This is a genomic window from Acetobacter sp. JWB (assembly GCF_003323795.1).
GTDB classification, from domain to species: Bacteria; Pseudomonadota; Alphaproteobacteria; order Acetobacterales; family Acetobacteraceae; genus Acetobacter; species Acetobacter oryzifermentans.
In genome coordinates, this window is sequence record NZ_CP030871.1 from 2147134 (window position 1) to 2159294 (window position 12161).

Consider the following 12161-nt stretch of genomic DNA (forward strand, 5'->3'; position numbering starts at 1 on the left):
GGGCTTTCTCCTTTAGATCTGGTAAGTGGCCATATCTGCCAGACGCAAACTGATGGCAGATGTGGCCACTACATATTTTTCTTCTGCTGCGCCTTGTGGTAGGAGTGCAGGCTTAATTTGACACGCCTTGCCTCCGCCGGAGTTTTCATGAACCATCCCCGCCCTGCCCATCAGACCGAAACATCTTTCGGCACGGAAGATAACGGGCGTATTGTTCTGGCTCTCCCTAAAGGCCGTATCCTCAAAGCTGTCTCACCCCTTATGTCTGGCACAGGTATGGCCCCTGCCCCAGAATGCTTGGGGGGAGATAGCCGCAAACTGCGCTTTCCCACGCAGGACCCACAGGTTGATGTGGTGCGCGTGCGCTCGTTTGACGTTGCAACCTTTGTGGCCAGCGGCGGTGCTCAGGTTGGCGTTTGCGGCGCTGATGTGCTGATGGAATTCGATTACCCCGAAATTTATGCCCCGCTTGATCTGGGTATTGGCGCATGCCGCATTTCTGTGGCGCAGCCTGCTCACCTTCCGCATGATCCACAGGAATGGAAGCGTTGGTCCGAAGTGCGGGTAGCCACCAAATACCCCGCTATCACACGTCGCTTTTTTGCAGCACGCGGCATTAACGCCACTATTGTGCACCTGCACGGTGCCATGGAACTGGCTCCAATGCTTGGTCTTTCCCGCCTCATTGTGGATCTGGTGGATACAGGCTCTACCCTGAAAGCCAACGGCCTGAAGGAAGTAGAAACCATCGCTCAGGTCACCAGCCGCGTTATTGTTAACCGCACGGCCCTTAAAACCCGCCCGGAACAGATTGACCGCATTCTCTCCCGCTTTCGCACGGCGCTTGCTACATCCTCGCCCGTTGCTGAAAATGTGTAAGGCAGACGCATTCCATGAAACGGCTTGATACGCGCGAACCGAATTTTGAAACCGCCTTTACCGCTCTTCTTTCCAATCGTGAGGAGCAAGGGCAGGAAGTTCATAAACCGGTTGCAGATATTCTGGCTGCTGTACGCAAAGAAGGTGATGCCGCACTTTGTGCTTTTACAGAGCGCTTTGACCGCCTGCCCCTTACCGCTCAACAGCTTGCCTTTACGGCACAGGAGATCGAGCAGGCACGCGCAAAAGTAAGCCCTGAACTTCTGGAAGCTCTGGATATTGCCGCGCAGCGTATCGAGTCCTTTCATAAAAACCAGCTACCTTCTGATATCCGTTACACAGATGATGTGGGCATGACATTGGGCATGCGTTGGATTCCGCTAGATGCAGTCGGCCTGTATGTGCCCGGTGGCAAAGCAGCATATCCATCTTCCGTGTTGATGAACGCCATCCCCGCCAAAGTTGCTGGAGTGCAGCGTTTGGCCATGTGTGTGCCAACTCCTGATGGGGTGATTAACCCGTTGGTGCTGGCCGCAGCGCACCGAGCTGGTGTAACAGAAATCTACCGTGTTGGCGGTGCGCAGGCTGTGGGCGCTATGGCCTATGGCACGCAAACCATCCGCCCGGTGGATCGCATTGTTGGCCCGGGTAACGCATACGTGGCCGAAGCCAAACGTCAGGTTTTTGGATATGTGGGCATAGACAGTATTGCTGGCCCATCTGATGTGGTGGTGATTGCCGATTCGAATACGAATCCACGCTTGATTGCGCTGGATCTGCTGGCACAGGCCGAGCATGATGAATGCGCGCAAGCCACACTTATTACCCCTGATGCAGCATTTGCAGATACCGTTATTCAGGCTGTGGAAGCTGAACTGCGCGTACTGTCCCGCTCAGCTATTGCGGGGGAAAGCTGGGCACGTAATGGTGCAGTGCTGATTAGCCGCAATATGAAGGAAGCCGTAGAACTGGCCAACCGTCTGGCACCCGAACATCTTGAACTGATGGTGGATGATCCGGAAAGCTTGTTTACCCATGTACGCCATGCCGGGGCTGCCTTTCTGGGCCGTTTCTGCCCCGAAGCCATAGGGGATTACGTAGGCGGCCCCAACCATGTGCTACCTACATCCCGCACCGCGCGTTTTGCTTCTGGCCTGTCTGTTTTTGACTTCATGAAGCGCACAACGTTTTTATCTGGCGGCCCGGATGCCCTCCGCCAGATCGGGCCCGCTGCTGTGGCGCTGGCTCAGGCCGAAGGGCTGGAAGCCCACGCACTTAGCGTTTCCGCCAGATTGGATGTTCTGGCAGCCTCAACACCTAATGCTTGACCATAGGCTGCCACTCACCCATATCTGCTCACCAAGATTGACCTTTAACGGCTCTGAAACATACGAAGGATGCAATGTCTAAAGAAGACATGATTGAATTTAGCGGCACGGTAACTGAACTGCTGCCTAATGCCATGTTCCGCGTAAAGCTGGACAATGAACACGTTATTCTGGCGCATACCAGCGGCAAAATGCGTAAGAACCGTATTCGCGTTCTGGCGGGTGACCGCGTGAATGTTGAAATGACACCTTACGACCTTTCCAAGGGTCGCATTACGTTCCGCTTCAAATAAAGCCGTGACAGTTTCCGGCCAGCAGAACTCCGTTAAAGGAGAGGCACCTCTCCTTATACTGGCATCTGCTTCGCCCCGGCGGGTAGAGCTGCTGCGCCAGATTGGCGTAGTGCCTGACCGCATCATTCCGGCTGATATTGACGAAACACCCGCAAAAACAGAACGTCCCCGTGCTTATGCGCGCCGTATGGCGTTAGAAAAAGCACGCGCGGTAGCTGCCACCGTTACTGAACCGGCCTTAATTCTAGCTGCAGATACAGTGGTTACGTTGGGGCGGCGTATTCTACCAAAAGCAGAAAAGCGGGAAACTGCGCAATTCTGTCTGGAACGCCTTTCTGGCAGACGGCATACAGTCATAACATCGGTTGCGGTTATGCCTAGCTCCGCGTGGCCACAAGGTAAAACAGCAGAGCGACTGGTAGAAACAGCGGTTACGTTTAATCGTCTTACACCGCATCAGATCAATGCGCTATTAGATGCGGAAGACTGGGCAGGCAAAGCGGGCGGATATGCCCTGCAAGGCCATGCTGCAGGCTTTATTCGTTTTCTATCTGGTAGCAGCTCTGCTGTTATTGGTTTGCCGCTATTTGAAACAGCCCAGCTTTTACGCGGGCAACCCGGACACTGGCTGGCGTGATGCATTATTTGCGCGTTGCCACCTTTCCGGGTGAAATGCGCCTTGCTGTTACCAAAGATGATACGCTGCTGGATTACGCACTTTGGCGGCCAGCCACCCCCGATCTTGTTGGCAATATCTATGTTGCACGTGTAGCAGCACAAGCTGCCTTTATGGGGGGAGCATTTGTAGATCTGGGGCATGGCCTGCAAGGTTTTCTATCCGACCAGAAAGCAGTCTCTCACCTTACCGAAGGCCAGAGCATAACGGTTTGCGTTTCCCGCGCAGCGCAAGGCGGCAAAGGCGTGCGTGTGCGCATGCTGGAGCCTTCTGCCCAGGGTAAGGATGTTGGCCTCGTAGCCACCGGTCCAACCCCTCTGGAACGTCTGGCCGCCCAATGGCCAAATGCGATCATTACCGTAGATACCCCGCAGGCGGCCGCCCTTGTGCCCCCGCTCCTACGCGCAAAAAGAGAAGCCGGGTTTATACCTATACCGCCAGAAATTATGGCAGCATGTCATGCTCTGGAAGACAGCAGTATAGATCTACCAGGCAACATGCAGGCAACCATTACGCCAACCCCCGCGCTTATTGCCATTGATATGGACGCACCGCCTGTTGCGGGCTCCCGCCCCAAGCAGACTGCACAGTTTGCGGCAAATCGTGATGCGTTGCCTGAACTTTTACACCAAATCCGCCTGCGCAATCTTTCTGGAGCAATTGTTATTGATCCAGCAGGTATGGCCATGCGCAAGCGTCAGGCTTTGCAAGATGTCGTGCAAGAGGCTTTGCGGGCAGATCCACTTCGCCCACGCTGCCTTGGCGTAAGCGCTTTAGGGTTGATTGAGATTGTGCGCCCGCGCATTCACCCCTCCCTTCCAGAGCTTCTCAACTCTCCTCATGGGCATGCGCTTAAGGCACTCCGAACCATCTTGGCACAAGCCCCTACGGCAACCATCTTACGTGGTAGTATCCCCTTTATTCAGGCACTGGAGCAAGACCCGCAAGCCGTGGCAGACTGTGTACAACTCCGCGGCAAACATTTGGCCCTAAAGGCTGATCCTGCTTTGCCTGATTTTTTCTGGACGGTTCAGGACGCATGACTTCTAAACCAGCTAAATGCCCCGTATGCGGCAAGCCTGCACAGGCAGAATTCCGCCCTTTTTGCTCAAAACGCTGCGCAGATATTGATTTAGGCCGCTGGTTTTCTGGCGATTATCGCATTCCCGGTGCACCTGTCCTGATCGAAAATGATGAAAAAGCTGAAAGAAATGACGAAAGGTGACTTGATCTCCTGCAAAGAGTGAGATACATGCTCTCTCACGCCGCAAGGCTGCGGTGCCCAAGTAGCTCAGTTGGTAGAGCATGCGACTGAAAATCGCAGTGTCGGTGGTTCGATCCCGCCCTTGGGCACCATTAAACGGCAGCAAATTGCCCCTCCCAAAAAATAGTTTGATATAATTTGGTGTAATCGCCTTTAGTGGTTTTAGCTCCACGCTCTCTTATTTACAGCCGCGATCGGCTCTGCTCTCTCTTTTTGCGCAGCCATCTCGTCAGTTCATCCCTTCTGTGCAGCCATAAAGCCTTTCTTCCGCCCTGATTGTTCGAAATAAAGAAAGCATATTCTTTCAGCTCCCTTAGGTTGAGAAGATAGGCTATCTGTGTATAGTCGTTTCATTATCGAACAGTTTTCAGGAGTATTTTATGAAAAAGACCGTTCTCGCTCTGCTAGCAGCTCTTACCGGAGGCGTAGGCTTTTCTGGTGCAGCGCATGCAGCGGCGGATGGCGCGCAGCTTTATGCAACGCACTGCGCCATGTGCCACCAGAGCAGCGGCGATGGCGTTCCAGGGCAATTTCCACCCCTGAAAGGACGCATTGACAAAATTGCGGCTTCTCCTGAAGGCAAAACCTACGTGTCACACGTACTGCTGAATGGTCTTGCTGGCAGCCTGAAGGCCGCTGGTGGTTCCTACATGGGTTACATGCCTTCCATGTCATCCATGTCTGATGAAGAAATTGCTGCTCTGCTAACCTACGTTTCCTCCCTGAGTGGCGCGGCTTCTACGCCAACCTTCACAGCGGATGATATTAAAAAGGAACGTGCTACACCCTTGCAGCCGGGTGTTGTGCTGGAAGAGCGTGAAAAGCTGAACGCTGTTCACCCTCTGCCATAAATAAACCAAGAGCCAGCCATTTGTAAGAATGGCTGGCTCTTTTAAATACGCTTTAATTTCTAAAAATATTTAACCACTAACGTCTGGATTATTTTCAGCAACTTCTGCCTTGCTAGTTTTTGTCCTGCGTCCGTCTACAGCTTCTGCAATTTCAGATACGAGATCCAGATATTTATCCCGATCTGTTTCTACAGAAGAACCAAACTGGTTAAGCAAGCCAAGGATCAGATCCTCACGTGTTGCATGTTTTTTCTCCCTTCTTGGAGAAAAGTGCTTTTTACCAGACATGAAATTTCATCCCTTTACACCTGCATGCTTCTACCATTTGCGCCTTGTTTATTGCGCGGTGTATCCACCATCAATCACCAGCTCGCTTCCTGTAACAAACTTGGATTCATCAGAAGCAAGATACAAAATACCGTAAGCAATATCGTTAGGCTCCCCCAGATGGCCAATGGGGTGCAGATCAACCAGTTTTTGGCGGGCTGCGGCGTCTTCCTTTGTTAAACCGGCCACCATGGGTGTCCAGATATAGCCAGGATGCACTGAATTCACCCGAATTTTGTATCCAGATTTGGCACAATGTAGGGCCGCAGATTTTGTAAACAGCCTTACTCCGCCTTTACTGGCGTTATAGGCTGCCAACATTGGATCCCCTATCAATCCTTCAATAGAAGACAGATTGACAATGGAACCGCCACCAGACTTCTTCATGGCCTCAATAGCTGTCTGTGTACCCAGAAATACGCCATCCAGATTGATGGACTGAACACGCCGCCAATCTTCCAGAGATGTGCTTTCTACACTACCAGAATACGCGATACCTGCATTATTCACGGCAATATCCAGCCGCCCATAAAGCTTGAGCGTCTGCTCAATAGCGGCTTTCCATGCCGCCTCATCCGTTACATTCAATTTGACAAATGCAGCTTCACCACCTGCATTTTTAATTTCTGTAACGGTTTTCTGACCGTCTTCTTCTTTTAAGTCACCAATAACAACCTTTGCGCCTTCTTTGGCCAAAAGCTGTGCTGTAGCCTTGCCTATTCCGTTAGCGGCTCCAGAAACAATGGCAACCTTGCCTGCTACACGTGCCATAATACTTCCCCTACCTATGCCTTACGTTGCATTGCGTGCTGATCCCAGCCTGAATCAGATATCTCAACCATGACCTGCATCAATTCTTGCAAATGATGGAAAGATTTAAACAGACTTATACTCAGAGCATAATGCCTCTGGGCTATAAGAGTTCCTTTCTAAGAAGTTTTACTGCTTTGTTGAATCTGCTCCATATCCAACAATTGCTTTGGTTTCCAGAAACTCTGCAATTCCAAAACGGCTGCATTCACGGCCATTGCCAGACAGACCATACCCACCAAATGGTGCCTTTACCGTCCATGCTGCGCCATTAAGGGTAACGGTACCAGCCCGAAGTTTACGAGCAACCCTACGAGCACGCTCCATGCTGCCAGACTGCACATAGGCTGCCAAACCATATGGATTACTATTCGCCAGCCTGATGGCATCATCTTCATCCGCATACCCCATAATGGACAAAACCGGGCCAAAGATTTCTTCCTGCGCAATCACCATATCCGCAGTTACATGCCCAAACACAGTTGGCCGCACGTAATAGCCTTGCGTCAGCCCTTCTGGGCGCCCTACGCCACCAGCAGCCAAGACAGCCCCTTGCGCCGTGCCTTTTTCAATCAATGCCTGAATACGGTTAAATTGAGGAGCACTTACAACGGGGCCAAGCTCTGTCATATTATCTGTTGGGTCCCCCACACGCAGACTATCTGCAACTTTAGCTGCAATATTCATAGCCTTTTCCATCAGATCATGCGGCACCAGCATACGTGTTGGTGCATCACAAGATTGGCCAGAATTTCCAAAACACTCCTGAGCGCCCCGCTCTACTGCATCTGCAAAATCTGTATCAGCGAAAATGATATTGGCAGATTTACCACCCAGTTCCTGCAAAACACGTTTAACAGTAGGCGCTGCGGCCCGAGCCACGGCAATACCCGCCTGCGTTGACCCAGTAAAAGACACCACATTCACCAGCGGATGGCTGGCCAAGGCTTCTCCGGCTACGGGGCCATCACCATTCACCATATTATATACACCAGTTGGCACACCTGCTTCATGCAGGATTTCTGTAAATATGATGGCAGATAAAGGTGCAATTTCACTGGGTTTGAGCACAACAGTGCACCCAGCCGCCAAGGCAGGCATAACTTTGCAGGCTATCTGGTTCATGGGCCAGTTCCATGGCGTAATCAGCCCCGCAACGCCTATGGGTTCATGAGTGATGAGAATATCATCCTCACATTCTTCAAACTGGTAGTGGCGCAAGGCATCTAAAGTTTCTTCTATATGCGCCAAGCCTGCTGGTGTCTGGCTTTCCCGCGCGAGGGAAATGGGCGCACCCATTTCCAAAGAGATTGCCTGCGCCATATCTTCTGCCCTGCGCTGATAGATAGATGGAATACGGCCCAGAATCTGTAACCGCTCTGCACGTGTTGTGGCGCTCCATGCCCCGAATGCCGCATAAGCGGCCTCAACAGCTCGATTCACGTCCTGCGCGTGTGCCAATGCAATACGGCCACATGGCTGTTCTGTCGCTGGGTTGATAATGTCTTTTTGAGCTTGCGCAGAAGGCAAAACCCACTGCCCGTTGATAAAAAATCTTTCTGAGTTTCCCAAACAATTCATTTGATCACCCTCCCAATAACTGCCAGATCCGTGGGTGTTTCAAGATAATACGACAAACGCGCCCCAACATGTTATAACAGCCATGCGTTACCAGAAACGACGGTAACCAAAGACTTTCTTGCTTGTCTATGACATGTTTCTTGCCATTTGTTATTCACAGCGCAATATCAGGTGCACTCGTGAAAACAACCTTACGTTATACTCTTGCCGGTATCTGAAAATAGAACCTCCGGCTGCCGTAGAAAGGATTTATGCGTGACAACCGCCGCAGAAAACAACAAGCAACTGCTTGAACAGTTGAAGAATATAGCTGGCCAGCACCATGTCCTGACCGGAGAAGACAGCACATACCGCTTTACTCATGGCTTTCGCTTTGGTGCGGGTAAGGTGCTTGCTGTTGTTCAGCCGGGCTCACTTATCGAGCTTTGGCGCGTTGCGCAGGCCTGCGTAAATGCTGGCAAAATTATTATCATGCAGGCCGCCAATACTGGTCTGACGGGCGGCTCTACCCCTGATGGCAATAATTATGACCGCGATATCGTACTTATTAGCACGCTACGGCTAGATAAATCCCACCTGATCGGTAACGGCAAGCAGGTTGTATGCCTACCCGGCGCCACACTTTACGAACTGGAAAGCAAACTGGCGGCCATTGGGCGGGAGCCGCATTCTGTTATTGGTTCCTCCTGTATTGGTGCCTCCGTTCTGGGCGGCGTGAGCAACAACTCTGGTGGCGCATTGGTGCAACGTGGCCCTGCTTATACGGAAATGGCCGTGTTTGGTCAGATCGGACCGGATGGCAAACTACAGCTCGTAAACCATCTGGGTATCCAGTTGGGGAATGACCCGGAAGCGATATTGCAGAAGCTGGAAGCCGGCACCTTTACAGAAGCAGATATTGATTGGAACGCCGGCAAAGGGCACGATGGTAACTATATCAATCATGTGCGCGAAATTGATGCCGATACCCCTGCCCGCTACAATGCAGACCCGGCACGCTGGTATGAAGCCGCAGGCTGCGCTGGCAAGCTGGTTGTCTTTGCTGTGCGCCTTGATACCTTTCCCGCCAACAAAGATACGTCTGTTTTCTATATTGGCACCAACAATACAGACGAACTGGAAAACCTGCGCCGCCATGTGCTGACAGCATTTAATGAACTGCCAATTTGCGGTGAGTATATCCACCGTGATGCGTTTAATATTGCTGAAAAATACGGCAAGGATACCTTTGCAGTTATCCGCTATTTTGGCACCAAGTTTTTGCCAAAAATGTTCGCCATGAAATCAAAGTTTGACATTTTTTCCAAAAAACTTGGTTTCCTGCCCGATCATCTAAGTGACCGAATCATGCAGGCTCTCAGCTACCTGCTGCCACGTCAGCTACCTAAGCGGATGCTGGATTATCGGGACAAGTTTGAACATCATCTCATGCTTAAAGTCTCGCACGATTTGGCTGGGCCTATGCGCCAATATTTGCAAACATATTTTGGCAGCGTAACTGGCGAATATTTTGAATGCACGCCAGAAGAAGGCAAGCTTGCCTTCCTGCATCGTTTTGCTGCGGCTGGTGCGGCTGTTAGATACCGCGCTGTGCACCATAAGGAAGCAGAAGATATTGTAGCGCTAGACGTTGCCCTCCGCCGGAATGACCGCGAATGGTTTGAAAAACTACCGCAGGATATTGAAAACAAACTGATTGTTAAGCTCTATTACGGCCACTTCCTCTGCCATGTCATGCATCAGGATTACGTGGTGAAGAAGGGTTACAATGCCATAGCGGTTGAACATGAAATGCTTCCCGGCTTGGATGCTCGTGGGGCACGCTATCCGGCAGAACATAATGTGGGCCACCTATATAAGGCTCCGCAAAACATGCTGGACCACTATCAGCAGCTTGACCCATGCAACTGCATGAACCCCGGTATTGGCCAAGCTACAAAACGCAAAAACTGGCTGGCAGAAAGCGTATAATCGTAAACTTCTGTTAGTCTAGCATATTACAATACTAAAAACCCGATGTAGCACTTTTGGCTACATCGGGTTTTATTTTGCATACACATCAAATATTCTAAAAAATAAGAGTCTATGATTTATTCTGCACATTTCGAATAAGATTATGAATAAAATGCAGTTTGCGCACAACGCCATGCGTTAACGTAAAGGGGTAAAAATCTGGCAATCCCATGGAACGATTCAAATTATTGACCGCATAAGTTAATGGAACCCATGCGTTAATAATTTCTTCAAAAGGCATGGATGTATAAGGGTTTCCATGGGGGAAAGAAGCGCATCTCCCCCTACTGTGTCGCTTACTGTCATATCGTAAGCCAAAGCCGTTTCTAGTGTAGAAATAATATGGAAGTAATGCGCCCATGTTTCTGCAAAATCTTCCCATGGGTGAGATGTCGCATAAAAGCTTACAAAATTCTCGCGCCAGTTCTGTGGGGGAGATTGCGCATAATAGGTTTGTAATGCAGCCTGATAATCTGCACTATCATCCCCAAATACAGCGCGGCAGGCTTCTAGTTTTTCGCCGTCTCTTACTAGAATATTCCAGTAATAATGCCCAATTTCATGGCGAAAATGCCCTAGGAGAGTGCGATAATACTCTCCCATTTCAATACGCATTTTCTCACGGTAAGCATCATCTGCTTCCTTGGTTGCAATTGTGATAATACCATTGTTATGGCCTGTCATTATAGCAACTGAACCATCTGCCGCATCATCCAGAAAATCAAATGCCAATCCGTTTTCCGGGTCCTGCCGCCGGTTTTTAAACGGAAGTTTCAACCGCAGAATTGTGTAAAACATTCTGTGTTTTGCAACTTCCAATTTGTACCAACGGTTTTTATTTTCCGGAACATTCAGGTTAGGGATCATACGGTTAAATTGGCAGGCAACACAAAACCCAGAATTTGCACCATTATCGGCTGCCAATGTCAGCCAGTTACACACCCCATAGGCGTGATTGATACAAAAAGCCCGCGCTTGCCCTCTAGCCTTTTTTTCCAAAGGTAACCATGTGCCATCTGCCTGTGGTTCCAGTGCAGTCATGGTTGCAAACTCTGGTAAATACCCTACAGTAACACCGCAATAATGACATTGCGTTGCTTCAAACCCCACCAGATGATTGCAGGATTGGCAGGAAAACCGTTTCATTGTCGGGGTAAGTGCTGCACTTGCATGAACACATCAAACACGGCCTTACAACAATCCAGCACGCCAGAAACTGGTGCGGCATCCTGCGGCCTATTTGCAACTGCTAACGGAATATGCCCAGCCCCTGCCAGAAAGCCAGATGTGGTATCAAACCCAATCCAGCCCTTTTGCGGTATAAGAACTTGCGCCCAAGCGTGCAAATCACCATTCAGCGTTGTAAGCTTACCCTCCTTGCATTCTTCCTGAATAAGATAACCTGAAACAAAACGGGCCGAAAACCCAAGGTGACGCGCAGCACTTACCAGCAACCATGCGCTATCTCGGCAAGAACCGCTTGCGCGCTGCAATGTTTCCTCTGCTGTCCAAACTCCCGGCTCCATACGCCGTTGGTATTGGATCCGCTGTGCAACAACTTGATTAAGTGCCTTGATTTTATCCAGCGGATCTTGCGCAATCGTTACTTGGCGTGCTCTGATGAGTGAGCGCATGTTCTTACTCATGTACTGCGATGTTACCGCTTCTTCCTCATCCAAAAGTTCAGGGCATGTGGCCGCATCAGCAAGAGGGTCATACGGCGTAAGATCAAGCATGAGCGCAACTTCAATATCAAAGTGCGTCACCTGATCTGCACATTCAACGCAAGCAATCTGATTACCCAATGCATCCTGTGTCCATTTTACCAAGCACTCAGTTGGTTGCACATGCAAGTTATAGGAGAGCACAGGTGTACGAGAATGCAACGTAGGGCGTAACCGAATTGTTTGTGGCCCCATGCTGACAGGCCTATCATACCGGTAACAGGTTCGATGTGTCAGCATAACGTGAGAACTCATCAAACCCTAACCTTGTCTTTTATCTTATTCATGGCAAGCAGTGTTACCTCGTTTAACAAGAACACGTGCTTGTAGCGTAAAACCATAGCAGCATGGCACGCACATGCAATACATATCCAACACAATCAAAAACTTGCTTAACTAGCTGCTATTTTAGACT

13 protein-coding genes, 1 tRNA gene and 1 pseudogene are annotated in these 12161 nt (G+C 50.3%); 9 read left to right on the forward strand and 6 right to left on the reverse strand.

All coding sequences use genetic code 11. From position 1 onward, the window contains the following. Positions 1 to 12: 12 nt before the first annotated feature. A complete protein-coding gene (locus DS739_RS14300) occupies positions 13 to 156 on the reverse strand; it encodes a hypothetical protein (protein WP_162853399.1) in 144 nt (47 codons plus the stop codon). Between DS739_RS14300 and hisG the strand changes: the two genes are divergently transcribed. From hisG to DS739_RS10155, 8 genes are all read left to right on the forward strand, one after another. After that, positions 148 to 879 (forward strand): ATP phosphoribosyltransferase, encoded by a 732-nt coding sequence (gene hisG, locus DS739_RS10120; RefSeq protein WP_006117506.1) that lies wholly within the window; start codon positions 148 to 150, stop codon positions 877 to 879. The two genes, DS739_RS14300 and hisG, sit on opposite strands and share 9 nt — an antisense overlap. Before the next feature lie 14 nt (positions 880 to 893). Beyond that, positions 894 to 2207 carry a histidinol dehydrogenase gene (gene hisD, locus DS739_RS10125; RefSeq protein WP_006117507.1) on the forward strand — a complete coding sequence of 438 codons (1314 nt, stop codon included), beginning with the start codon at positions 894 to 896 and terminating at the stop codon, positions 2205 to 2207. Between the two features lie 74 nt (positions 2208 to 2281). Beyond that, entirely contained in the window at positions 2282 to 2500 is a 219-nt protein-coding gene (gene infA / locus DS739_RS10130; RefSeq protein ID WP_003623225.1) for a translation initiation factor IF-1, read from the forward strand. A gap of 4 nt (positions 2501 to 2504) precedes the next feature. After that, positions 2505 to 3137, forward strand: coding sequence for a nucleoside triphosphate pyrophosphatase (locus DS739_RS10135; protein ID WP_006117508.1), 633 nt, complete (start codon positions 2505 to 2507; stop codon positions 3135 to 3137). Continuing rightward, on the forward strand, positions 3134 to 4219 hold the full coding sequence (locus DS739_RS10140; protein ID WP_006117509.1) for a ribonuclease E/G: 1086 nt from the start codon (positions 3134 to 3136) through the stop codon (positions 4217 to 4219). The genes DS739_RS10135 and DS739_RS10140 overlap by 4 nt, the downstream gene beginning before the upstream one ends. Then, complete coding sequence (locus DS739_RS10145; RefSeq protein WP_006117510.1) at positions 4216 to 4401, forward strand: DNA gyrase inhibitor YacG; 186 nt, start codon at positions 4216 to 4218, stop codon at positions 4399 to 4401. The genes DS739_RS10140 and DS739_RS10145 overlap by 4 nt, the downstream gene beginning before the upstream one ends. Positions 4402 to 4456: 55 nt before the next feature. Further along, positions 4457 to 4532: transfer RNA gene (locus tag DS739_RS10150), tRNA-Phe, on the forward strand. Positions 4533 to 4820: 288 nt separating this feature from the next. Beyond that, positions 4821 to 5291: a cytochrome c gene (locus tag DS739_RS10155; protein WP_006117511.1), complete on the forward strand. Its 471-nt coding sequence runs from the start codon at positions 4821 to 4823 to the stop codon at positions 5289 to 5291. A gap of 69 nt (positions 5292 to 5360) precedes the next feature. On the opposite strand, the gene DS739_RS10160 is transcribed toward DS739_RS10155, so the two are convergent. The 3 genes from DS739_RS10160 to DS739_RS10170 all read right to left on the reverse strand — a co-directional run bounded on the left by DS739_RS10160 (position 5361) and on the right by DS739_RS10170 (position 8009). Next, a complete protein-coding gene (locus DS739_RS10160; RefSeq protein ID WP_006117512.1) occupies positions 5361 to 5579 on the reverse strand; it encodes a hypothetical protein in 219 nt (72 codons plus the stop codon). A 48-nt stretch (positions 5580 to 5627) separates the two neighbouring features. After that, on the reverse strand, positions 5628 to 6389 hold the full coding sequence (locus tag DS739_RS10165) for a glucose 1-dehydrogenase (RefSeq protein WP_006117513.1): 762 nt from the start codon (positions 6387 to 6389) through the stop codon (positions 5628 to 5630). Positions 6390 to 6557: 168 nt separating this feature from the next. Next, complete coding sequence (locus DS739_RS10170; protein ID WP_006117514.1) at positions 6558 to 8009, reverse strand: aldehyde dehydrogenase family protein; 1452 nt, start codon at positions 8007 to 8009, stop codon at positions 6558 to 6560. A 255-nt stretch (positions 8010 to 8264) separates the two neighbouring features. Here DS739_RS10170 and dld point away from each other — a divergent pair, with 255 nt between their 5' ends. Beyond that, a complete protein-coding gene (gene dld / locus DS739_RS10175) occupies positions 8265 to 9980 on the forward strand; it encodes a D-lactate dehydrogenase (protein ID WP_035350829.1) in 1716 nt (571 codons plus the stop codon). A gap of 112 nt (positions 9981 to 10092) precedes the next feature. Here dld and DS739_RS10180 read toward each other — a convergent pair. Then, positions 10093 to 11168 (reverse strand): annotated as a pseudogene (locus DS739_RS10180) (putative zinc-binding metallopeptidase). Then, a complete protein-coding gene (locus tag DS739_RS10185; protein ID WP_035350831.1) occupies positions 11165 to 12001 on the reverse strand; it encodes a transglutaminase family protein in 837 nt (278 codons plus the stop codon). Before DS739_RS10185 ends, DS739_RS10180 begins: the two are co-directional and overlap by 4 nt. Positions 12002 to 12161: the final 160 nt, after the last annotated feature.

Coding starts and splice junctions, on each gene's coding strand:
- hisG (WP_006117506.1), top strand. CDS start 148: ATGAACCATCCCCGCCCTGCCCATCAGACCGAAACATCTTTCGGCACG.
- DS739_RS14300 (WP_162853399.1), bottom strand. CDS start 156: ATGGTTCATGAAAACTCCGGCGGAGGCAAGGCGTGTCAAATTAAGCCT.
- hisD (WP_006117507.1), top strand. CDS start 894: ATGAAACGGCTTGATACGCGCGAACCGAATTTTGAAACCGCCTTTACC.
- infA (WP_003623225.1), top strand. CDS start 2,282: ATGTCTAAAGAAGACATGATTGAATTTAGCGGCACGGTAACTGAACTG.
- DS739_RS10145 (WP_006117510.1), top strand. CDS start 4,216: ATGACTTCTAAACCAGCTAAATGCCCCGTATGCGGCAAGCCTGCACAG.
- DS739_RS10155 (WP_006117511.1), top strand. CDS start 4,821: ATGAAAAAGACCGTTCTCGCTCTGCTAGCAGCTCTTACCGGAGGCGTA.
- DS739_RS10160 (WP_006117512.1), bottom strand. CDS start 5,579: ATGTCTGGTAAAAAGCACTTTTCTCCAAGAAGGGAGAAAAAACATGCA.
- DS739_RS10165 (WP_006117513.1), bottom strand. CDS start 6,389: ATGGCACGTGTAGCAGGCAAGGTTGCCATTGTTTCTGGAGCCGCTAAC.
- DS739_RS10170 (WP_006117514.1), bottom strand. CDS start 8,009: ATGAATTGTTTGGGAAACTCAGAAAGATTTTTTATCAACGGGCAGTGG.
- DS739_RS10185 (WP_035350831.1), bottom strand. CDS start 12,001: ATGAGTTCTCACGTTATGCTGACACATCGAACCTGTTACCGGTATGAT.